Here is a 21780-nt window from a genome sequence, read left to right as displayed (position 1 = left end):
AATGCACGTCGAATTCGGGGCCGCACTATACACCCGACCGGCGCAAGGCGCTGAACCCGACGGCTGGCATCGGGTCAGCGTCAGGAAGAAAAGGCAGCCTCAACGCTCCATGACATAAGTACCCGGCGCAGGGCAAAGCGGCCGGTACTTGCGCGAGCCCAGCTTCTTTGGCGCTGCCAGGCTTTCGCCGGAACGCTGCCCAATCCATTCGCGCCAATGCGGCCACCAACTGCCTTGCTGGCGCTCCCCAGCGTGCTGCAGCCAGGTTTCCGGCGCCTCGGCGGCGGCGGGCGCCGCGTAGTAGAACGACTTGGGGTTGCCGGGTGGGTTTACCAGGCTTTGCAAGTGGCCGGCATTGGACAGCACGTAGGTCGTGTCCTCGCCAAACAGCCGGGCGGTGCCGTAGCAGCCTTGCCAGGGGGTGATGTGGTCGGTAGTGCCACCCACCACATAGGCGCCCACCGTTACCTGGGTCATGTCGATCAACTCGCCGGCAATCTCCAGGGTGCCGGGGTTGCTGTAGGGGTTTTGCTGGATGAGGTCGAGGTAGTCAGCGTGCAGCTGAGCGGGGAGCCGCGTGGTGTCGTCGTTCCAGGCGAGAATGTCGAATGCCGGCGGCGGGTTGCCCAACAGGTAGTTGTTGACCCAGTAGTTCCAGATCAGGTCGTTTGGGCGCATCCAGGCAAACATGCGGCCCATGTCCTGGCCACTGAGCACACCCTTGCGCCGGGAACTGGCCTTGGCCGCGCGCAGGGCGGACGGCGTGGTGAACATACCCAAGGTGGTGTCGTTAAGCGCCGACGCCGTGTCGAGTACGCACACGGCCCAGCTGGTATTGGCCACCTTGTGGCCCTCGCCACGGGCCGCCAGCCAGCCCAGGTAGGCTGCCAGGGTGATGCCGCCCGAGCAGGAGCCCCACATGTTTACATCCGGGCTACGGGTAATTCGACGCGCCACGTCCACCGCCTGATCGAGGCACAGCGCGTAATCGGACAAGCCCCAGTCGCAGTGCTCGCGGGTGGGGTTGCGCCAACTGATGACGAACAGGCTCACGCCGCTGTCCTGAATCCACTTGACCAGGCTTTTTTCCGGCGACAGGTCGATGGCGTAGTACTTGTTGATCTGCGGCGGCGACATGACCAAGGGCCGGGCAAAGACCTTTTCGGTGGTGGGCGCGAACTGCAGCAGCTCGAACATTTCGCAGCGAAACACCACCTCGCCCTTGGCCGTGGCGATGTTTTCACCCACCGTGAATGGCGTACTGTCGACCTGCCTCGGGAGGCCGCGGTTATTCAGCATGTCCTGGCCGAAGTGGCGGATGCCCCTGGCCATGCTCATGCCGCCTGTGTCCACCAGTTTGCGCAGCGCCGCGGGGTTGGTCAGCGGGGAGTTGCTCGGTGCCAAAGCATCGGCCAGCTGTGCTGCGACGAAGCGGGCGCGGCTTTTTTCCAGCGGGGCCAGGTCGGTGGCCTCGATGAAGCGGGTCAGCTCTGCCTGGCCAGCCAGGTAACTCTGCAACAGTGCGCGCAGGAAGGCGTTGGATTGCCAGGCCGGATCGGCGAAGCGCTTGTCCTTCGGGTCTGGCGCGATGTTGGTGTTGCCTGCGACGATGCCGCGCAGCGCCTTCAGGTAGCCCCCCACATGGGCACCCGCCTTGAGCGGCGAGGTGCCCACCGCCTTGAGCAGGTAGCCGGCTGAACTGGCCAGGTCGGCCGGGCGCATGCTGACCAGAGGGTTGCCTGCCAGGGGCTGGCTGGGGGTGACGGTCTCGTTTGATTGCGTGGATCTGCTCATGGCGGCTCTTGATTCCGGGCACGGTTGTGTTGTGCTCCGACTCTAAGGCAGCCGTGGCTGCGGCCACTTCTCATCGCACGACAGCGGTTTTTCACTTCATGACGGGGGAGCGATCTGACCGAAAGCACCGGCAAACTCGGTGCCATCCACGCTATGGTCAACACGACTCCCCGAAAGAGCAATCACGGCTAGGCACCTCGATGCCTGGACACAGGATGCTAGCGCTCACCGCACCTTCCAGAGGCTTCGTTCGTTGACTGACTCACAGCACAGCCCTACCTACGCAAAACGGTTCGAAGCCGTGCTTGCCTACATCGACAACCATCTCGAAGATGACCTGTCGGTGAATGCACTGAGTCGCATCGCCAACTTCTCGGCGTTTCACTTCCATCGGCAGTTCACGGCGTTCATGGGCGTTCCGGTTTCACGCTATGTGCAACTGATGCGGCTTCGACGCGCGGCGCACCAACTGGTCGCCTCGCCCGCAACGTCCGTGCTGGAAGCCGCATTCGGCGCTGGTTTCGAAAGCCCCGAAGCCTTTTCCAGAGCCTTCAAGCGTGCCTTCGGCAGGGCGCCGAGCGTGTTCGCCAAGGCCCCGAACTGGCAGGCCTGGAGTGCGGTATTCGTTGTTCCCCATCGTTCCAGGAGTATCACCATGCAGATCCGTATCGTGGATTTCACCGAAACCCGCGTAGCCGCGCTCGAACACCGAGGTGCGCCCGCCCTGGTCGGCGAAAGCGTCGCGCGTTTTCGCCAATGGCGCATGCACAGCGGCCAATCGCCAGTGGCCAGCAGCCGCACCTTCGGCATCCCCTACGACAACCCCGACACCACACCGGCGCACGCCTTCCGCTTCGCCGTTTGCGGCGAGATGGACGAGGCTGTGCAGCCCAACGATTTCGGCGTGCACGAACGGCTTATCCCGGCAGGGCGCTGTGCGGTGATTCGGCATACCGGTTCGCCTGACTACATTGGCGAAACCATCTACCCGCTTTATCGTGACTGGTTGCCGTCGAGCAACGAAGAGCTGCGCGACCATCCGCTGTTCTTCCATTACCTGAGCGCGTACCCGGAAACGCCCTTGGAGCAATGGCAAACGGATATCTACGTCCCGCTGAAGTAGGCCGTGCCCTGCCCGCCCGGTGCCGGGCCACCGAGCCCCCACCCATGAGCCTCTTCGATAAAGTGCAGCACTGCACGCGAACGCTCGTCAATCCGTGAAATCAGCGAAAGTTCACTGACCATTTCCGCTTGAGCCAGCGGCACGATGCGGATGCCCGGCATGGTCAGCCGGGTCATGGTTTCGGGCACGATGCTCAGGCCGATGCCGGCGGCCACCAGCCCAGGAATACTCATCAGCGACGGCACATACATGATGTTCTGCGGGTGCAATTGGTGCTGCCGGCACGCCTGGAGGGTGTGGGAGGTCAGGCCGATGCCGGTGCTGTCCTGGAGAAACACGAACTTTTCGTGGCGCAGGGTCGACAGGTCCCCGCTGAAGCGGTCGGCCAATTCATGGTTGTCCGGGATGAGCAGGACGAGCCTGGACTGGCTGAATGGGTGGGTGCGCAGACGGTCCGGCAGGTGGTCCTTGAACACCCGGGCAAAGGCCAGGTCGAGTTTATTGTCGAGCAACATGTCGAACTGCGCGCGAATACCGGCGTCGACCAGCGACACCTTGACCTCGGGGAACGTGCTGAAGTAATGCCGGAGCAATTGCGGCAAATTGGCTTCGAACAATGCCGAGTGGTAACCGATGTTGATTTCGCCCACCTCCCCCCGCTTGGCACGCCGGGCCGCGGCCATTGCCCGTTCGCTGGCCTCGATGGACTGCCGCGCGTGAGGCAGGAACGCCTCGCCAGCAGCGGTCAACGCCACGCCGCGGTTCTCCCGCCGGAACAGCGTCAGCCCGAGCTCGGACTCAAGCGTTCGCATCAATTGGCTCAGTGCCGGTTGTGCAATTCCCAGTTGCTCTGCCGCCCGGCTGAAATGCTGCAGGTCAGCGGCGACCACAAACGCTCTCAGGTGACGCAGTTCCATAATCGCTACCCATAAGGCTGGCTTATCTATTTATCGTGATTTCGATAATTATTCTGCAAGCAGGATGCGCTAACGTCTATTCACTTCGACGATTCCTTTCCACCGCATAGCCCGAGCGGAATCGTATGGGTATTCCGACACCATAAAAACAATGACGAGCCCCCTTATGAGCACAATCAGTGACGCGCCTCATGATTCGCGCATGCCTCGCAAAGCGGTGACCGCCGCGACCATTGGCACAGCCCTGGAATGGTTCGACTTCACGTTGTATGGCGCGATGTCCGCGACCATTCTGCCCAAGTTGTTTTTCCCCGCGATGGAACCCACCGCAGGCCTGCTCGCTTCGCTGGCAACGTTCGGTGTCGGCCTGGCCGCGCGGCCCCTGGGCGCCATTACCTGTGGCTACCTCGGTGACAAACTCGGCCGCCGCAACTTGATGCTGGCCACCGTAACCATGATGGGCCTGGCTTCGGTACTGATGGGGTTGTTGCCCACCTACGGCCAGGTGGGTATCTGGGCGCCGATCCTGCTGGTGCTGCTGCGGATCATTCAAGGCTTCGCTCTGGGTGGCGAGTCCACTGGCGCGCAACTGATGGCGCTGGAGCACGCCTCCCCCGATCGTCGCGGGCGCTATTCCGGCATGCTCGGCCTGTGCTCACCCCTTAGCCAGATTTTGGCCAACGGCGTATTGATGGGCCTGGCAGCGACGCTTTCAAGCGAGCAATTCGAAAGTTTCGGCTGGCGAATCCCGTTCCTGATGAGCTTCGTCCTGGTCATCGTCGCAATTTTCATCCGCCTGAAAGTCGATGAAACCCCGGCCTTCGTGGCCTTGAAGAAGGCCCCGCTCAAACAGGAAAAGAGCCCACTCACATCAGCCGTGAGCAGCCATTACAAAACCATCCTGCGACTGATGCTGTTCTTCTGCTCACCCGCTGCGCTGTTCTACTTGATCGTGATTTTCTCCCTCAGCTATCTGACCAAGCACCTCGGTTTTAGCCAATCGACAGGGTTCATGTCGCTGATGGTGGCTAACATGTGCGCGATTTTCGGTGCGCTTGCCGGTGGTTACCTGTCCGATCGTTGGGGGCGTAAAAAGGCGCTGGCATTGGGCTCGTGCATGACGTTGCTGATCCTGTTCGTCTATTTCCCAATCCTCAACACCCTGAACGTGCCCGCCATCATGGCAATCATGGGGCTGTTCCTGGGCTTCACCCAGTTCCAAAGCGGCATCCAACCTGTGGCATTCGCCGAAGCGTTTCCTACCCAGGTCCGCTACTCGGGCTCGGCACTGGCCTACACAGGCGCCAATCTGGTGATCGGTGGCCCAATGCCGATGATCGCCGTGTGGCTGATGAGCCAGTCGAACAACTCGCCGTGGCCGCTGGTGACGCTGTGCGCGGTGATCAACCTGATCTCGCTGGCGATGATCATCACCGGCCGGGAAACCCGCGGCATCGACCTGAACGCCGTCGCCGAAGACGACACCGTCGAAGCCCGCGCTACCACCCTTCTTTCCAAATAACGCAGCAGGACAATCATGAACCGCACCGTTTTCATCCTTAACGGCCCTAACTTGAACCTGCTGGGCCGCCGTGAGCCGCACATCTACGGCCACACCACGCTTGAGCAAATCCGCCAACGCAGTGAAAGCCTGGCGCTGGAACTTGACCTGATATGCGACTTTCGCCAAACCAACCACGAAGGCGTCATGGTCGACTGGATTCAGGAAGCCTTCGAGCAAGGCGCTGCAGTCATCATCAACCCGGCCGGCCTTTCGTTTCACTCGATTCCAGTACTGGATGCGCTGAAATTACTCGACACACCGCTGGTCGAACTGCACCTGTCGAACATTCATGCACGGGACGAACTGCACCGCCACTCGATCATGTCTGGCGTGGTCAATACAGTGATCTGTGGCATGGGCGCTGACGGGTATCCCCTCGCAATCCGAGCTATTGAAGCTTTACTGCGGCGTCGGGCAGCCAATAATTAACCGCCCTTCACCGGACGCTGACTGGGTGGTCCTTCGGCAACTTCGGAACGTCGCGCTTACACCCTGAACCGCCCTACCAGCGCTGTCATTTCCCCCACCAGGCCCGACAGCGCCTGGCTCGCCGCACGGGTTTGCTGCGCCCCTGTCGCCGACTGGTTCGACAACTCGCGAATATTCAGCAAGTTCCGGTCCACTTCCCGCGCGACCTGGGCCTGCTCCTCCGCCGCACTGGCGATCACCAGGTTGCGCTCGTTGATCTCGCCGATGGCGCTGTAGATGCCTTCCAGCACCTGCCCTGACGCCAGAGTAATGTCCAGGGTCGACTGGGCCCGGCTGGTGCTGGCCTGCATTGATGCAACCGCGGCTTCGGTACCTTGCTGCACGCGCCCGATCATCTGTTCGATTTCCTGGGTCGATGCTTGTGTGCGGTAGGCGAGCGTACGCACCTCGTCCGCTACCACCGCAAAACCACGCCCGGCCTCACCGGCTCGGGCGGCCTCGATGGCGGCGTTGAGCGCCAGCAGGTTGGTCTGCTCGGACACCGAGCGGATCACTTCCAGCACCTTGCCGATGTCCCGCACCTGCCCCACCAGCTGCTCAAGGTGCCCACTGCTGGCCTGGATCTCATGGGTCATGGCCTCGGTACCGTCGATGTTCTCGTTGACTTGCCGGCGGCTTTTTTCAGCCAGCTGATTCGATGCCTGCGTGGTCTCGGACGTGGAGACAGCATTACGTGCGACCTCCTCGACCGCCGTGGTCATTTCGGTGACGGCAGTGGCGGCCTGCTCCAGCTCCTGGCCCTGCTGGCGCAGGTTATTGGCGCTTTCCTCGGTAACGGTGTTCAGCGCCGTCGCCGCGTCAGCCAGCTGTTGTGTGCAGCTGCTGAGCTTGCCGAGGGTTTCGCGCTGGCTCTGCTGCATGCGCTCCAGTTCGTGGAACAGCTGGCCGATTTCGTTGCGCCGCTGCACCACCACCGGCACGCTCAGGTCGCCGCCGGCGATGCGCTGAAAGTGCTGGCCAGCTTCACGCAATGGGTGCAACACACGCTGTGCGATGAACGCCCAGCACAGCGCCGCCAGCAGCAACGTCACACCCAGCAGCCCCAGGCTCAGCAGTTGTGCGCGCTCCAGACGGCGGTCGGACTCGAGCATGATCTGCTGGCTGCGCTCGCTCAAGGTGGCTACCAGTTGCTGACGCAGCGCCTGCAGGCGGCCCATGGCATTGCCGGCATCGGTGTTGACCTTGAAGTACTGCTCCAGCGAGCGCTGCCGCACGGCCTCACGCTGCCCCGCCACCGCCTTGGCGTAGTCGGCGAAGGTGGCCTGCAGTTCCTTGGCCGCCGCATGCAGCGCAGGTTCGCGGGCGTTGCCAACGAACTCATCGACCAGTTTCTGGCTCTTGTCGTTCAATTCGACCGACAGCGCCATGCGCTTGTTCGCACTCTCGTCATGACCGCCCAATTGCTCGATGAAACCCGAGGACACGTTGGCGCTGGCGCGGATCGCCATGAGCAACGCATTGTTCAACCGGTCCGACTGGTGCGCGGTCTGGTCCAGTTCGCTGATCTGCTCATCGCTGCCCACCGCCGCGCGCCAGGCGCTGACGGTGGAGAACAGCAAGGTCAGGCTGAACAGCGACAGCACCCAGAACATTCCGGTGCGGATCTTCAGGTCGGCAAACATACGGGCAGTACTCCTCATGGTCCTGTTGGCACCCCTTCTCATCGGGATTTCGATGGCGGGTGAGCAGGTATCGGAGTGCCCGCTGCGGGCTTGAGTGGCCCTGAGGCGCTTGTGTGCGGTAACCGCACGATTGTTGCCGGCGCCTTGCATGTGGCGGCGCATACGTGCAAGGGTAAAAAAGGAACGTCAGTCATCAGAAAAGGAAGATAAGCACCTTATGCTTGGAATCACACGTATCCATCGCTACGTGCGCCCATTGCCTGCAAGCCAAGCAGCAGCCAGTGGGCGTGACGTCAACGTCAAACCAGGCGCCCGCCTGGCCGCGAAGCTTGCCACCCTCCTCTGCACACCCCGCGCCGTCCCGCCCTACCTCTGGGTCAACCCCGAGCGCCCCCCTGTCGATCGCATGCCCCCTACCTGACCGCCCACACGCCGTCATCGCACCGGCCTCGCCATTCAGTGGCTGAAGGCGGGATGTCTCACGCAAAAAAAAGGGGCAACACCCAATGATCATGTTTCAGGGCAAGAAAATTCACAGCGCCATCTTCGACATGGATGGCACGATGTTCGACACCGAGCGCCTGCGTTTCAGGACGCTGAAGCAAGCTTCACTGGAAATCTTCGGCACCGCCTTGAGCGAGCAAACGCTGATCGGCTCGCTGGGCCTGAGCGCGAAAAAGGCCGAGGCCCTCGCCAAGGCTCACAACGGCGATGACTTCCCCTATGCGCAGATCCGCCAGCGCGCCGATGAGCTCGAACTGGCGTACGTGCGCAACCATGGCGTGCCGATCAAAGCCGGCCTGCTCGAGGTGCTAGAGCGCCTGCGCAAGTCCGGCCTGACCCTGGCGGTCGCCACGTCCAGCCGCCGCGCCATCGCCGAGGAGTACCTGATCAACGCCAACGTGCTCAAGTACTTCGACATCACCGTTTGCGGCGACGAAGTCAGCCAAGGCAAACCCCACCCAGAAATCTTCCTGCACGCCGCCCGCGCGCTCAATTGCCAACCCGGCCAGTGCTTCATGGTCGAGGACTCGGAAAATGGCCTGCTCTCAGCGATCCGCGCCGGGGGCCAGGCAATCCTGATCGAGGACATCAAGCCGCCCGCGCCCGAGGTCAAGGCCGGCGCGCTCATGGCCTACCGTGGCATGCACGCCTTCCTCGCCGACTTGAGCGAGTGCGTGCCCGACTTGGGCATGCCGGCGCTCGACGAGGCATTCCCTGCCTCACTGAACCAGTTCCGTGTCGGCATCCACGGCTTCGGCGCCATCGGGGGCGGCTACCTGACCCAGGTGCTGTCCCATTGGGACGGCTACACGCGCCCCTGCGAAATCATTGCCGCGACCCGTTCGCGCATGCTACGCGAATCGGTCGCTGCGTTCGGCCGCTACAGCGTGCGCTACGGCGCCACCGCGTTCGACCAGACCATCGACAATGTGCGCATGATCGACATGGACGACGAAGAGGCGGTAATCGAGATGTACAACGCCGCCGAAGTCGTCGGCATGAGCCTGCCCGAGCAGGCCATCGCGCATCAGGCCAAGGTCATTGCCAAGGGTTTGCTGCGGCGCTTCGAACGCAGGGGGCGCGAGCTGACCGTACTGATCGTGTTGAACAAGATCGGCGGTGCGGCGTTCGTCCGGCGCCAGGTGCAGGCGCAGTTGGCGCTGCTGTGCACGCCACAGGTGTGCAAGCAGGTGCTGGAAAAGACCCATTTCGCCGAAACGGTGGTCAGCCGCATCGTTTCCAAGATCAGCAATGACGCGCTGGTTCGGCAGTTACGCATCAAGTCGCAGATCTTCAAGAACAGCCTGGAGGATGAGCCAGCGGTCACCCGCAAACCCGCCACCCCAGCCCCTGAATACGAACGGCTTATCGGGCACTTCAGGCCCTTTGCACAATCCAGCAGTGCCATGAGCCAGTTGCACCTGATCCTGTTCAACAGCGAGCCCGACATGCCGCTGTACGTGGAGCGTGGCAGTGATTTGCTGGAGCGGCTGCGCCAGGTAAAAACGGTCGCAGACATTACCCAGATCCAGATCATCAAGAACCGCTTATGGAATGGGCCACACGCAATCATCGCCTGGTATGCGAGCCTGCTGGGGCACACCTGGGTCGGCCAGGGCATGGGGGACGCCCGCGTCAGTGCGCTGGCGCAGCGCCTGATTCATCAGGAAGTGGCGCCAGCGTTGATGGCCGAATACCCGCAGATGTCAGAGGTTGTCAGCAGCTTTGCCAATGCGTTTCTCGAACGGTGCAAAACCTCGTTCAAGGACCCTTGCGTGCGGGTTGGGCGCGACCCCATGCGTAAATTGCAGCGTAACGAGCGCATCCTCAGCAGCATCGACCTGGCCCGCAAGCATGGCATTCAAACGCCTGCGCTGGCGTATGGGGCGGCGCTGGCCATTCACTATGCGCTGCACGGCAACGCCAGCAAAGATCGCGAGGCCCAGTTGATCAAGGCGCTTTACACGGCCAGCGGCGAACGTGTCGAAGCGGTGCTGACCCATGACGGGGAGTATCAGGGCAAGCCTTATCCGGGGCTGGACCCGGTCAGGGATGCCGAGCTGGTCGAAAGCATTTCGGCCAACTTCCGGCTGTTGCTGGAGCGGGACAAGGTTGACTGGGCACTGCCCGCTGCGTTGGCGCGGGGGGCGTCCGAGTGTGGCAGGGCATCGGTCAAGCATTGGCTACCGGTTGCTTGAAGCGGCCTGGCGCGGGCGCTGGCTGATGCGTTCACCCTGACATGTTCAGCGCCTGGGCGATCGAGCGCCACCCGCGCGGCGCTCGACCTCCCAGGCGCTGACCATGTCGAGGCCAACGGCTGACTGTCTCAACACTGACCACGGCCAGCAATAGGTCGTCCGCGTAAGTCCTTTAATCAAGCCATCATCAAATCGTCAGGTGCCAAGCGCTGATCGTAGAATGCCTGCCAGTTATAGACAGAGTGTTCAGCGTGGGAATAGCAGTGTGATAGCTGCCCGAAATCCCCATCCTTCCGGGCCATCGGTGGTGCTCTCTAGCCAGTAACGAGGCCCAATCTGGACCGTCATCGGCTGACCTCCAACCTTTAGGAGTTGGGTGACCGTCAAATTGACGGGGACCGACCATTGATGGCTTTTCCAGTTGTACGTCGATTCACTGTTGATGCCGAACGTCGTCAATGAGCTGTTGGTGTAAGAAAAGAACGGTTGAAGGAAGGTTTGACTTATTTGTTCCTTGTCATCCGCCGGCGCACTGTCCAATCCCCACAGATGATTAGCCAGCATTCCGCGGGTCCAGCCATTGGACTGCTTCAATGCTACGGCTGTAGGTCCCGCAGCCCATTGTTCTGCGCTGAGCACATCATCACTGCCGGTTGGCAAAAGCAATGCAGGGCCAGCCCCCCATATCCATCCATTTGAAGTAGGCTTTTTCGGTGAAAAGAAGAAGCTTTGCGTAACATCTCCTATTCCGGATTTGTCAGCAGCCCCACCTTCCACAAGTCCGTGCTGATCTATCACCGGCAGAATGGTACGGGAAATGAGATTCCAATCCGAATTCAATGAAAAAGGCAGCACCGGCTGGAGGTTCGTGACGCTATGCATGCCGTTTCCGGAAGGTCCGATTTTCTGGTCCCAGTTGTACTGGACAGGCAGGCTGTACATCGCTGCGATAGGGTTCTGCGCCTTTTTGGCCAATTCCGAATTATCATCTGCATGAGCGGTGATGCAACTGAGCTGGGCAGCGCCTAGCAGCATCATCCCGATGCGCTTGTTATGATCGGGCATGTTCAGACTCTCCTACATCAACCTGTGCGCCGCAGAGGCGCTCAGTTAGCTAAGTGATTAGTTAGCCGGTGTCGCTTCATCGTCTTATTTGATCGATACCGCAGGAGCAGCTGACGGTCTAGCCGAACGAGCAACATGTCCACCCCTTCCGACTACATGAGCACAGGCGACGCCAACAGTCATTGAAATGCCGTGCGCGGGCTCATGGCCGGTTGATCGAGGCTGAATGCATCTTGAGACCTTCAACCTGCCGGGCAACGGGTAGAGCCATTTGCAGCGCTCACCCGAACCGCGTCAGCTAACTTGCGCAGGTTCGCTTGTTGAGCACTCACCAAGCTTTCGATGCTGTTCTGCGCCGGCGTTTGCACCGTCGTGCGACAAGTGAGCTCATCCAACCCCGGTCGCTTCAAGCGCCATACCGCATCAAGCAAGGCGTAGTGGTCAGGCACTGAATCGAAACGCTGTACGTCGACCCGCAGAACAGCCTTGCGAGCCCCCCCAACCGACCCACCGAGTAAGTCCTGCAGAGCACTGCCAAACTCATCAACAAGGTTTGCCCCCCACCATTCAGTCTCCAGAATGGCGAGGCCACTGTCACCTTGTCGCACCACCAGTTGAGGGCGATCAACTTGAGGGGGAACGGCGACCCGCTCAACGTGTACTCGCTCCCCAGCGACCCGGCTGGCATGAGGTGGCACAAGGGTGTGGTAGTTGTTAGGTATGCTGCTGCAGCCAGCAGTCACAGTCAGCAGCAACGCCAACGAGCTCCGGTATAGAGGTGGCATCATGTATCTCTCCTTGGCCAATGTTCCATTCAACGCTGCAGATTTTCAGCACCGGCAGCTTTAGGTCGGCCCCGGATAAGCGACTCAGGATGTCGACCCAGATAGTCCGCCAGGTCTCGTAGCGAACGAGACATGCGTTCCAGCTCCTGCAGCGTATCCCCTAACTTCTCGCGCTGCGGCGAATCATCCGCGATCGCTGAATTGGCAGAGCGCTAGACGCTGCGGATAGATGACAGCATCAACCACAACGGGGAACAGCTGCTTTTTCGCATCGTAATCCAGGGTCACCGATGTGATTTTGCCGAACTCAACCCCCTTGAATTCCACGGGTGCGCCTGGAGATAGCCCCCGCATAGACTGGTCGAATCTCAATCGCAGGTATTGCGCCTTCCCTGTAGGGGGAGCGAGAGCCGCGTCACGGTCTGCAAAGAGCGTGAAGCTTTGCTGATCGGCAGCCGGTTCACTGCGGGTAAAGGTTTCGGGCGCAGCGGATGCCAAACCGCCCACGAGGACGGAGGACAAAGACTGGGGCTCGACTTTCAAACCATTGGCCCCTACTTCCATGTCGATGCCGCTTGCATTTCAAAAACGGGTATCCGTGGTAACAAACGCATCGTAGGGGGCGTTTACAAAAACACCAATGTCGACCCCTTCGCCACCGCATCGCAGTACTCGCAAATAATGAGTTCATGTAGTTGAGTCATGGTGAGTTTTCGTCTGTCGTCCAAGGCTCAAATGGGCGTCACTTAGCACGCCAGCCTAATGACTAAAGCACACGAGCATCGTTTCAAACGATGCGCATTTCACGACACGTCTATATCGCGGGAGGATATTGATCATACTGAGTGGGACCAAATTGATCCTAAATGGACGAGGAGAAGGCGATGATGGACCTGGCCGTTGGTGCATTACGTGCCAACCCCGAAATCGCTGTCTTTCTGGCGATTGCTTCGGGAGTGATGTTGGGACGCGTGCGGATTGGAAGCTTCCACCTCGGGTCCGTCGCAGGCGCTTTGCTGATGGGGCTACTGATCGGGCAGATTGGGTTGCAAGTGCCTCATGAACTGAAAGCCGTGTTCTTTGCCTTGTTCATCTACGCGGTGGGCTTCAAGAGTGGGCCCGAGTTTTTCGGCAGCCTTAACCGTGGCACGCTAAAGCTTGTCTTGCTCTCAGTGGTTTTGTGCGGCACAGCACTGGCAGTCATCCTCGCCATGAATGCGCTGTATGGCTTTGACGCGGGGTTCACGGCAGGCCTTGGAGCAGGCGCATTAACTGATACGGCGATCATGGGCACGGCCAGCAGTGCAATTGCACAATTACCAATGGACGCCGCCACAAAGGCCGAGCTTAACAGTCACATGGCTGTGGCGTATGCCATCACCTACGTTTTTGGCACCGTCGGGTTGATTGTTTTTGTGGGGAGTATTGCTCCCCGGCTGTTAGGGGTGGACTTGAAGGCCAGTGCTCAAGCGCTTGAGCGAGAGCTGGGTATCGAGAGGCATGAGGAAGCAATCAGCATTCCCTACACACGCATTGTGGTGAGAGCCCATCGCCTCAATCACGCTCAAGATTTGGGGCACACGATTGCAGACTTCGAAGCTCGTTACCCCTCTCTGAGCATTGAGAGAGTGATACGGGGCCAGCAAATCATTGAGCGTGATCCAGCAACAGTTCTGCAACCAGGGGACATCTTAGCTATCTACGCCTTACGCGACTCAGTAGGACACCTCGACACCTGGGTGGGTCCTGAAGTTGATCACCCGCTTAGCCTCTCTTTTCCCACGCGCAGCGCAGACGTCGTGCTGACTAATCGTCGATTGGCCGGCCGCACAATCCATCAAATCAAGCTGGCACTCCTAGGTGCAGAACGCATGGGGTGCTTTCTGACGGGCATCACGCGCCAAGGACTGCCATTACCACTCTTACCCGAAACGGTGCTGCGCCGCGGCGATCTGATTAGCTTGACAGGCCGCGCCGCTAGCGTTGACGGACTAGCGGCTCAATTGGGCCGTGAACGGAAAGCTAGCCATCGCACGGACATTGCCATCCACGCTCTGGGGTTGGTTGTCGGGTCTTTAATGGGCTTGCTGTCGACCCATATCGGCATGATTCCAGTCGAACTGGGAATTGGTGGCGGCATCCTGCTCACAGGGCTTGTGATCGGTTGGTACAACTCGCGACACCCAGAACTCGGCTCCCTTCCTCCCGCAGCACAGTGGGCATTCTCGGAATTTGGGTTGACTGCTTTTGGTGCAGTAGTGGGCCTACTCGCGGGGCCTGCTGCACTCACGGCCATCGTTGAGCAAGGGCTGGCACTTGTAGTGGCAGGCGCCATGGTCACCCTGATCCCACCGTTGGTGACGCTCTACATAGGGCGCTATGTCCTTGGGCTTCATCCAATGATCTTGTTCGGGGCATTGGCTGGAGCCCAGACCGAAGCTGCTTCAATGAACAAGATCATTGAGCAATCAGGGAGCAATACACCCGTAGTAGGCTTTACCGTCTGTTATGCCGTTTCCAATGTGTTGCTAGCGGTATGCGGACCAATAATTATATCGCTAGCTTGACATCAAAGTGCCACGTTGAGCGGTTGGCGAAATAGTTCACTTTTTTTGAGCCTTTGCTTGAAAGACGGTTGATGTCGCCTAATGTGTAGAGTCTGTCGAGTAGATTTGCGTCTCATTAATGACTAGCAATGTCGTGATAAGAGATGGGTGATTGGCGATCGGGTCATTGGGACGTGACTACTCTACTTCGCTGTGTGACATCTATCGCTGGCAGTTACCGCATCGGTACAGCGCATCAATTCAAAGGGAGCTTGTCATGATATTGAATGCGAAAACGGGTATTGAAGAAGCAACCGCAACGCCATCGGCTCTTTGGAAACTCGGGTCTTCGTTCCTGCTGGCGAGTGCTATCGCGCTTACCACACAGGCATGGGCCGCCGAAACGCCAAAGCCCGCCACCGATGCCACTAAAGCTGCCAACAACGCCTTGCTCAAAGAGCTCCCCTTCAACGACAAGACCTCCTTTGAATTGGCACACAAGGGGTTCATCGCACCGCTACCTTCCGAGCCGATCAAAGGCCCTAGCGGCAATATGATTTGGGACCCAAGCAAGTACGGTTTTATCAAGGAAGGTGAAGCTGCCCCTGCTTCTACCAATCCCAGTCTGTGGCGCCAATCGCAGCTGATCAACATCTCTGGCCTGTTCGAAGTTACCGACGGTCTCTACCAGGTGCGCAACTACGACCTGTCGAACATGACCATTGTCGAGGGCAAGGAAGGCATCACCATCATGGACCCGCTGATCTCCTCGGAAACCGCCAAGGCAGCGCTGGATCTGTACTTCAAGCATCGGCCGAAAAAACCGGTAGTCGCGGTGATCTACACCCACAGTCACGTCGACCATTACGGCGGTGTACGTGGCGTGGTAAACGAGGACGACGTCAAGGCCGGCAAGGTCAAGATCTATGCGCCAAAAGGCTTCCTCGAACACGCCGTGGCCGAGAACGTGATGGCAGGCACCGCAATGAGCCGCCGTGCCAGCTACATGTACGGCAACCTGCTGCCGCCGAACGAAACCGGCCAGCTCGGCGCGGGCCTGGGCACTACCACTTCGGCGGGTACTGTGACCCTGATTCCACCCACTGACATCATCGAGAAGACCGGCGAGAAGCACACAATCGATGGCCTGACCTACGAGTTCCTCTATGCGCCGGGCAGCGAGGCGCCCGCTGAGATGCTCTATTACATCAAGGAGAAGAAGGCCCTCAACACCGCAGAAGACTCCACCCACACCCTGCATAACACCTATTCGCTGCGTGGGGCGAAGATTCGCGAGCCGCTGCCATGGTCCAAATACCTCAATGAAGCGCTGAAACTGTGGGGTGAAGATGTACAGGTGATGTACGCCATGCACCACTGGCCGGTCTGGGGCAACAAGGAAGTCAAGGATCAACTGTCTTCTCAGCGGGACATGTACCGCTACATCAACGATGAGACCCTGCGCCTGGCCAACAAAGGCTACACCATGACCGAGATCGCCGAGCAGGTAAAACTGCCCCCGTCGATCGCCAACCGCTTCTCCAACCGGGGCTACTACGGCTCGCTGAACCACAACGTCAAGGCTACCTATGTGCTGCACCTAGGCTGGTTTATCGGCAACCCCGCCACCTTGTGGGAGCTGCCGCCGGATGAGCAAGCCAAGCGCTACGTCGACATGATGGGCGGGGCCGACGCGGTGCTGAAGAAAGCCAAGGAGTACTACGACAAGGGTGACTATCGCTGGGTGGCCGAGGTGGTCAACCATGTGGTCTTCGCCGACCCGAGCAATCAGGCGGCGAAGAACCTTCAAGCCGACACGCTGGAGCAACTCGGTTACCAGGCCGAGAGCGGCCCATGGCGCAACTTCTACTTGACTGGCGCCCAGGAACTGCGCAATGGCGTACAGAAACTGCCAACGCCTGACACCGCCAGCCCCGACACCGTCAAGGCGATGGATCTAGACCTGTTCTTCGACTTCCTGGCCATGCGCTTGAAAGGGCCTGAAGTTGGGGACAAGCACATCACCTTGAACTTCGATTTCACCGACCTCAAACAGCAGTACGCGCTGGAGATGGTTAACGGTGTACTTAACCACACCGAAGGCATGCAGGCGAAAAACGCCGATGCCAAGGTAACGTTGACTCGGGACACGTTAAACAAACTGATGCTCAAAGAAACCACCCTCAAGGATGCTGTCTCTTCGGGCGCTATCAAGGTGGATGGCGCCGAAGCCAAGCTTGAGGAATTGATGAGCTACATGGATAACTTCGACTTCTGGTTCCCAATCGTCACGCCTTAAAGGCGCTCTGGCGTTAGCGGGCGTAGGCAAGGCTCCTTACAGGTTCTGGAGACCTTGCCACGTTCAATGGGCGAAGGCTTTGCTCGGCCTCGCAGCACTCAGAATTCGGAGTGAGCCACTATGAAAACTTATCGAGCCGGCTCTGCACTCAGCCTGCGACTGCGCCCATTTTGTGCACAGGCACTCGCTCTCGCCGCAGCCATCCATGCCACTTCCAGTTGGGGAGGTGGGATCCTGATTTATGAAGCGGGTCAGGAAGGCAACGGACTGGCTAACGCAGGCTCGGCCGCCCTGGCAAATGATCCCAGCGTGCTGATGAGCAACCCGGCAGGGATTACCCAACTAAAGGGCACGCAAATCAGCGCAAATGCGCAGGTCATTCTCGGTGACTTGCGATTTTCCCGTGGCAGTAACAACCAGTTCGATGGAAACGAAGGGGGCAATTCGCTTGAATACCTCCCAGGTGCCAGCCTGTTCGTCAGTCATCAAATTGATGAACGCTCGGCCATCGGATTTGGTATGTACGGTAACTTCGGCCTGGCACTGGACTACGACGATGACTGGGCCGGCCGCTACTTTACGCAAGAGGCTGCGATTATCGGGGTGTCGTTGCAGCCTACGTGGGCTTACAAGTTTACAGATGACCTGTCGATCGGCATTGGCCCGCGTATCATGGTTGGCTACTACCGCACAGAGATGGCCATCAACAACAACCTACTGGGGCTGGCCGATCGTCCAGACGGCCAGTTGGAATACAAGGACACCGATGTCGGGGTCGGCGTCAATCTCGGGGTGCTCTATCAGGTGAATCCAAGTACGCGTGTCGGCCTTGCGTACACCAGCAAGGTCAAACTGGAGTTTGACGATAAACCCCACCTCAAAGACATCAGTAACCCACTGCTCAATGCAGCACTACGCCGCTTGGATGTCGACTCTCTAGAGCTCGACTTGAACGTCCCGCAGACCGTAACAGCCAGCATTGCACATGAATTGGGCAACCGATGGACGCTGCTAGGGAGCGTTGGTTGGCAGGATTGGAGTGACTTCGGGGATGTAGGTGTAGATGTCGACACCAACGGCGGCGGTACCAGCCGCACCGTAGACCGTAAATACAAAGATACCTGGCATGCCTCCGTCGGCGCCCTCTATCAGGCAACTCCGCAATGGCGCTGGAGCGCCGGCCTGGGTTACGACAGCTCCGCGGTGGATGATGACGATCGTACCGTCGACAACCCGATGGGTGAGGCTTGGAGGTTGGCGACTGGCGTCAACTACGCGGTAGATGAAGGATTGGACTTACACCTTGCCTACACCTTGGTGTGGCTGGGGGATATGGATATCAATCAGACCAAGAGCCGATCCGGTACCACACTGTCTGGCAGTTACAACAACAGCGCTTTACACATCATCGGCGCAGGCGCGACCTGGCGCTTCTGAGAGACGCGGGTATTGCTAACGTAAGGAAGGAGATCCTAAATGAAAACCAAGGTATTGGCCGCAAGTCTTTGCCTCACCACGCTCATGCTGCATGGCTGCGCAAGTAAATATGTGGAGGCCGATCAGTATTCTGGCTTCCTCAAGGATTACAGTGTTTTGAAGGAGGATAAGTCGCCATCAGGTGCAGCAGTTATGCGCTGGATCAAACCGGGCGTGGACGCAAAGCGCTACACAAGCGTGTACCTGGAGCCCAGCCAGTTCTATCCAAAGCCGCAGCCTACCGAAAAAATCCCTCAATCGACACTGCAGGGTATAACCCAATATTACGATCAAACGCTCAAGAACCATTTCTCCCAAGCACTGCCGTTGGCAACCAGCCCTGGGCCAGGCGTTTTAGTGGTGCGTCCTGCGATCACAGCAGTGAGTGCCAAAACCAAAAGCTTGCGGCCTTATGAAGTTATTCCGATTGCCCTGCTAGCCGCGGGTATCAGTACCGCCACGGGTATCCGTGATCAGGATACATCCGTTGCTACCGAAGCAGCTTTCCTGGATGGTGAAACCAACCAGGTAGTTGCAGAAGTCGTGCGCAAAGGGGCGGGTGCAGAGTTGGACAACTCCTCTCAAGTCATGCAGGCGAAGGATGCGAAGGCGGTTCTAGATGGCTGGGCCAAGGACATGGTCAGCTCGTTCCAGGCTCTCAAGAAATAACCGCTAGCACCCCACTTGGGACACAGGTGGGGTGCTTTCCAACTAACCAATCAAATCTACAGGCGCGAAACCATGGAAAGCATTCGCGATAAAGATGACACCCCATTAACTGAGCGAACGAAGACGTGTAGAAATAGCGACGTTACTTTCTTCCGACGCACATTGGGACTAATTGAAGACAATAACGTAGGCGAAGGTTACGATCGTAAGCTCGCACAATTTTTAAAACGCGACGTCCAAGCATTGGGGTTGCCCTACTTAAACTGCGATCTACCTGCGGTTCAAGGCGCACCGTTAGACGGTCCATTAAGATTTCTTGCTACCTCGGCGCCGACCGTTGGGCACGCATTGGTGGCCATCATTAGATACATGCGCCATTACGCTCCACTGGTCTATTTCCGGCTCGACCACCGCGCTGGGCTGGCCGTGCTGCAATTTGAACCGTCGAATGCCACTCAACCCCTTAGCCCTCATACCCTCGAGAAATGGGTAGTAGCGGCGTGGTTGTTGATTGGCGAACTGCGTGGAAGAAAACTAAAACCCCACTCACTAAGTTTTCGACACCCGCCGCTGGGGGATGCCAATAAATACTCAAGCTATTTTGGCTGCTCGGTTTTGTTCGAGCAAACTCATGATTGCCTTATCATGCCATCTGATGTTCTGGAAGAGATAAGCGTCAAACGTGATGCTGAGCTACATGAAATGGTGCGTTATTTTCTTGAGCTTCGTGCATTTCCTGCAAGCGGCTTGAAAGCGCAAGTAGATGAATATATTAAAATCCTTCTACCCTCCCAGCGTTGCACACTGGAGCAAGTTGCGCTAGCCTTACAATTAAATCCTCGCACGCTTCAACGTCGGCTTGCTAACGAAGCCATCGACTTTGAAGAATGCTTAGACCATATTCGCCGGTGCCAGGCTGAACAGATGCTTCAAAAAACAAGTCTTTCTATAGGTCAAATATCAAGCGAACTCGGCTACCGCCGAACGACTTCTTTTTGCCGTGCTCATCTGCGCTGGTTCGAGATGACACCCTTGGAGCACAGGCGGCTGCATGGCGATAAATCAATTATCAAAGAGTGATTTATAATGAGTGATTGGCAGGCGCTAGTGGCGTACTTATAAAAAAAGCGGCCTAGGATTGGCCGCAAAGAGGAGCATCAAAAGGAGCTTTCAGGCATTACCTTTTTAGCTTAGTCCTCGCGATACGCTAGCGCAAGAAGCTCCGAAGCTGGGAGCTCAAAAATTGTTCTATCCGTACCCATGCGCAGCCTGGGTCTTACAGAGAGGAGTATGTGTCGATTCATCAAAGCCACGATTACATGCGATATGATCAATGCACTCCTGGCGTTGAAAAATAGGCTGTAGGTCCCCCGATCATCGGCTGGCGGACTGAAATCGAGTTCACTCTATAGTTTGACATACTGAAGGAAGCTCTCAATGAATACGATCATGCTCAAAATCAAACATGAGTTCATGAAGGTGCTCCCACCGACTCTGTTTTTTTTCGTAATTCTGCACATCGTTGCCCTGATACGCACATTAATGATAAAGGGGTCTGGCGTAGACCTCCCCGTCTCTGCATCAGTACTGATCGCATCAATGATATTAGGCAAGTCAGTACTGGTAGCCGACATGCTGCCTTTTATTAATAGGTTTCCCGATAAACCTCTGATATGGAATGTCGCTTGGAAAACACTCATGTATGCGCTGGTCGCGCTGGTCGTTCATTATCTGGAACGGCTCTATGATTACTGGAAAGAGGCGCCCGGTTTTTGGGATGCGAATGCATTGGTCTGGTCCTCGATGAACTGGCCGCGGTTCTGGGCAATTCAGATATTGCTGATTACATTGATATTCATGTATTGCGTTATCGCAGAACTGGCACGTGTGATTGGTCGTAAGCGCCTGAAGCAGATATTCATTGGGCCATTGCCGTCCAAACATCCCGAAATTGCGAAAGATACCTGAAACTGAATAGCAGACGGTCGCAGCCTAGGTCGCTAGAGGCTAGCCGACCTGCGTAATTCAGCCGTATATACTTGACGACATCCGTTGCCAGTTACCGTTTCTCTCCATACTCAGGCAAGCCCAACGGATTACACAACCTCGGAAGCAGCCCGCGATGTTCGACCTTGTCATGAATGCTTTGCGTGCTAATCACAGGACGGCATCCTTGTACTGATAGCACAGCTGTCACTGACCGCCTGCTGCCCCTAGAAACCTGTGAAAGTAAGGGGTGTCGCTATCACTGCGGGCCAGCTCCCGCGCTTCGGGGGGCCAGGCCTGGCGATTGCCGTTGGAGGGAGGCAGGCAGGCCAAGGCTGTAGAAGTGCACCAGCGTGTTCCATTCGCTTACAGTTGAGGGGAATGTGTCGGTTCACTTTTCTGCGTGCTCGCTACCTAAGTTGATAAGCGATGTTTTAGATTAGTTCTCATTTGCAGCCCCACGTCGTGCTCCGATCTCGAACAAACCCTTCCGACCCCATTGGCGAACTGTATGCAGGGCACCATCACTGGTTGGTGACCTAGCTGCGGCGTCGGCTGCAATTACCGCATGACCGTGCCCCGGCCCAACTACGAAGACATCCTTTGGAATTGACGTTGCGCTACCAGCATTGATGCAACGTCACGGGCGCCAACATGGTGCGCCTCGCACCGCATTAGCGCGCTATCCGCCTCACAACCCGTCCGCCCATCACTCCCCTCCCCCCCGCCGCCCTTTGCTGCGC

At 58.2% G+C, this 21780-nt stretch carries 16 protein-coding genes and 1 pseudogene; 11 read left to right on the top strand and 6 right to left on the bottom strand.

The annotated features are described in order from the left end of the window. Window positions 1-99: 99 nt before the first annotated feature. Entirely contained in the window at window positions 100-1794 is a 1695-nt protein-coding gene (locus MFF34_RS06390; protein ID WP_238211343.1) for an alpha/beta fold hydrolase, read from the bottom strand. Between the two features lie 253 nt (window positions 1795-2047). On the opposite strand from MFF34_RS06390, the gene MFF34_RS06385 reads away from it, so the two are divergent. Further along, window positions 2048-2917 carry a GyrI-like domain-containing protein gene (locus MFF34_RS06385; protein ID WP_238211329.1) on the top strand — a complete coding sequence of 290 codons (870 nt, stop codon included), beginning with the start codon at window positions 2048-2050 and terminating at the stop codon, window positions 2915-2917. On the opposite strand, the gene MFF34_RS06380 is transcribed toward MFF34_RS06385, so the two are convergent. After that, on the bottom strand, window positions 2899-3834 hold the full coding sequence (locus MFF34_RS06380; RefSeq protein WP_238211327.1) for a LysR family transcriptional regulator: 936 nt from the start codon (window positions 3832-3834) through the stop codon (window positions 2899-2901). The two genes, MFF34_RS06385 and MFF34_RS06380, sit on opposite strands and share 19 nt — an antisense overlap. A 166-nt stretch (window positions 3835-4000) precedes the next feature. Here MFF34_RS06380 and MFF34_RS06375 point away from each other — a divergent pair, with 166 nt between their 5' ends. Beyond that, window positions 4001-5356: an MFS transporter gene (locus tag MFF34_RS06375; protein ID WP_238211325.1), complete on the top strand. Its 1356-nt coding sequence runs from the start codon at window positions 4001-4003 to the stop codon at window positions 5354-5356. Window positions 5357-5371: 15 nt separating this feature from the next. Next, entirely contained in the window at window positions 5372-5827 is a 456-nt protein-coding gene (locus tag MFF34_RS06370) for a type II 3-dehydroquinate dehydratase (protein ID WP_238211317.1), read from the top strand. 56 nt (window positions 5828-5883) lie between these two features. On the opposite strand, the gene MFF34_RS06365 is transcribed toward MFF34_RS06370, so the two are convergent. After that, window positions 5884-7509, bottom strand: coding sequence for a methyl-accepting chemotaxis protein (locus MFF34_RS06365; RefSeq protein WP_238211315.1), 1626 nt, complete (start codon window positions 7507-7509; stop codon window positions 5884-5886). Window positions 7510-7726: 217 nt separating this feature from the next. On the opposite strand from MFF34_RS06365, the gene MFF34_RS06360 reads away from it, so the two are divergent. Together MFF34_RS06360 and mtlD are read left to right on the top strand one after the other, a co-directional pair. Then, on the top strand, window positions 7727-7930 hold the full coding sequence (locus MFF34_RS06360) for a hypothetical protein (RefSeq protein ID WP_217835009.1): 204 nt from the start codon (window positions 7727-7729) through the stop codon (window positions 7928-7930). A gap of 85 nt (window positions 7931-8015) precedes the next feature. Further along, complete coding sequence (gene mtlD, locus MFF34_RS06355) at window positions 8016-10211, top strand: bifunctional mannitol-1-phosphate dehydrogenase/phosphatase (protein ID WP_238211308.1); 2196 nt, start codon at window positions 8016-8018, stop codon at window positions 10209-10211. Window positions 10212-10457: 246 nt separating this feature from the next. Here the strand turns inward: mtlD and MFF34_RS06350 are convergent, their stop codons facing one another. The 3 genes and pseudogenes from MFF34_RS06350 to MFF34_RS06340 form a co-directional block, all read right to left on the bottom strand. Continuing rightward, window positions 10458-11249: a transporter gene (locus MFF34_RS06350; protein ID WP_238211604.1), complete on the bottom strand. Its 792-nt coding sequence runs from the start codon at window positions 11247-11249 to the stop codon at window positions 10458-10460. A 269-nt stretch (window positions 11250-11518) separates the two neighbouring features. Beyond that, entirely contained in the window at window positions 11519-12061 is a 543-nt protein-coding gene (locus MFF34_RS06345; RefSeq protein WP_238211601.1) for a membrane integrity-associated transporter subunit PqiC, read from the bottom strand. Window positions 12062-12090: 29 nt separating this feature from the next. After that, window positions 12091-12730 (bottom strand): annotated as a pseudogene (locus MFF34_RS06340) (MlaD family protein); the annotation flags it as partial. A 215-nt stretch (window positions 12731-12945) separates the two neighbouring features. Here MFF34_RS06340 and aspT point away from each other — a divergent pair. From aspT to MFF34_RS06310, 6 genes are all read left to right on the top strand, one after another. Further along, window positions 12946-14628, top strand: a complete 1683-nt coding sequence (gene aspT, locus MFF34_RS06335; RefSeq protein ID WP_238211599.1) for an aspartate-alanine antiporter — start codon at window positions 12946-12948, stop codon at window positions 14626-14628. A 532-nt stretch (window positions 14629-15160) separates the two neighbouring features. Next, window positions 15161-16906: an alkyl/aryl-sulfatase gene (locus tag MFF34_RS06330; RefSeq protein WP_238211307.1), complete on the top strand. Its 1746-nt coding sequence runs from the start codon at window positions 15161-15163 to the stop codon at window positions 16904-16906. Between the two features lie 120 nt (window positions 16907-17026). Next, window positions 17027-18343, top strand: coding sequence for an OmpP1/FadL family transporter (locus tag MFF34_RS06325; RefSeq protein WP_238211305.1), 1317 nt, complete (start codon window positions 17027-17029; stop codon window positions 18341-18343). A gap of 39 nt (window positions 18344-18382) precedes the next feature. After that, window positions 18383-19051 carry a DUF3313 domain-containing protein gene (locus MFF34_RS06320; protein ID WP_238211302.1) on the top strand — a complete coding sequence of 223 codons (669 nt, stop codon included), beginning with the start codon at window positions 18383-18385 and terminating at the stop codon, window positions 19049-19051. Between the two features lie 72 nt (window positions 19052-19123). Further along, entirely contained in the window at window positions 19124-20131 is a 1008-nt protein-coding gene (locus tag MFF34_RS06315) for an AraC family transcriptional regulator (RefSeq protein WP_238211300.1), read from the top strand. A 357-nt stretch (window positions 20132-20488) separates the two neighbouring features. After that, window positions 20489-21019: a hypothetical protein gene (locus tag MFF34_RS06310; RefSeq protein ID WP_238211298.1), complete on the top strand. Its 531-nt coding sequence runs from the start codon at window positions 20489-20491 to the stop codon at window positions 21017-21019. The last annotated feature ends 761 nt before the right edge of the window (window positions 21020-21780 follow it).

Source organism: Pseudomonas sp. PAGU 2196 (assembly GCF_022179005.1).
GTDB lineage: Bacteria > Pseudomonadota > Gammaproteobacteria > Pseudomonadales > Pseudomonadaceae > Aquipseudomonas > Aquipseudomonas kermanshahensis.
Note: the sequence above shows the minus strand (reverse complement) of the source record. Positions and strands in the feature narration are given on the sequence as shown.

Excerpts from the sequence above, each read along its gene's own strand:
- MFF34_RS06320 (WP_238211302.1), top strand. The coding sequence starts at position 18,383 with ATGAAAACCAAGGTATTGGCCGCAAGTCTTTGCCTCACCACGCTCATG.
- MFF34_RS06375 (WP_238211325.1), top strand. The coding sequence starts at position 4,001 with ATGAGCACAATCAGTGACGCGCCTCATGATTCGCGCATGCCTCGCAAA.
- mtlD (WP_238211308.1), top strand. The coding sequence starts at position 8,016 with ATGATCATGTTTCAGGGCAAGAAAATTCACAGCGCCATCTTCGACATG.
- MFF34_RS06380 (WP_238211327.1), bottom strand. The coding sequence starts at position 3,834 with ATGGAACTGCGTCACCTGAGAGCGTTTGTGGTCGCCGCTGACCTGCAG.
- MFF34_RS06365 (WP_238211315.1), bottom strand. The coding sequence starts at position 7,509 with ATGTTTGCCGACCTGAAGATCCGCACCGGAATGTTCTGGGTGCTGTCG.
- MFF34_RS06330 (WP_238211307.1), top strand. The coding sequence starts at position 15,161 with ATGATTTGGGACCCAAGCAAGTACGGTTTTATCAAGGAAGGTGAAGCT.
- MFF34_RS06370 (WP_238211317.1), top strand. The coding sequence starts at position 5,372 with ATGAACCGCACCGTTTTCATCCTTAACGGCCCTAACTTGAACCTGCTG.
- MFF34_RS06315 (WP_238211300.1), top strand. The coding sequence starts at position 19,124 with ATGGAAAGCATTCGCGATAAAGATGACACCCCATTAACTGAGCGAACG.
- MFF34_RS06390 (WP_238211343.1), bottom strand. The coding sequence starts at position 1,794 with ATGAGCAGATCCACGCAATCAAACGAGACCGTCACCCCCAGCCAGCCC.
- MFF34_RS06310 (WP_238211298.1), top strand. The coding sequence starts at position 20,489 with ATGAATACGATCATGCTCAAAATCAAACATGAGTTCATGAAGGTGCTC.
- aspT (WP_238211599.1), top strand. The coding sequence starts at position 12,946 with ATGATGGACCTGGCCGTTGGTGCATTACGTGCCAACCCCGAAATCGCT.
- MFF34_RS06360 (WP_217835009.1), top strand. The coding sequence starts at position 7,727 with ATGCTTGGAATCACACGTATCCATCGCTACGTGCGCCCATTGCCTGCA.
- MFF34_RS06350 (WP_238211604.1), bottom strand. The coding sequence starts at position 11,249 with ATGATGCTGCTAGGCGCTGCCCAGCTCAGTTGCATCACCGCTCATGCA.
- MFF34_RS06345 (WP_238211601.1), bottom strand. The coding sequence starts at position 12,061 with ATGCCACCTCTATACCGGAGCTCGTTGGCGTTGCTGCTGACTGTGACT.
- MFF34_RS06325 (WP_238211305.1), top strand. The coding sequence starts at position 17,027 with ATGAAAACTTATCGAGCCGGCTCTGCACTCAGCCTGCGACTGCGCCCA.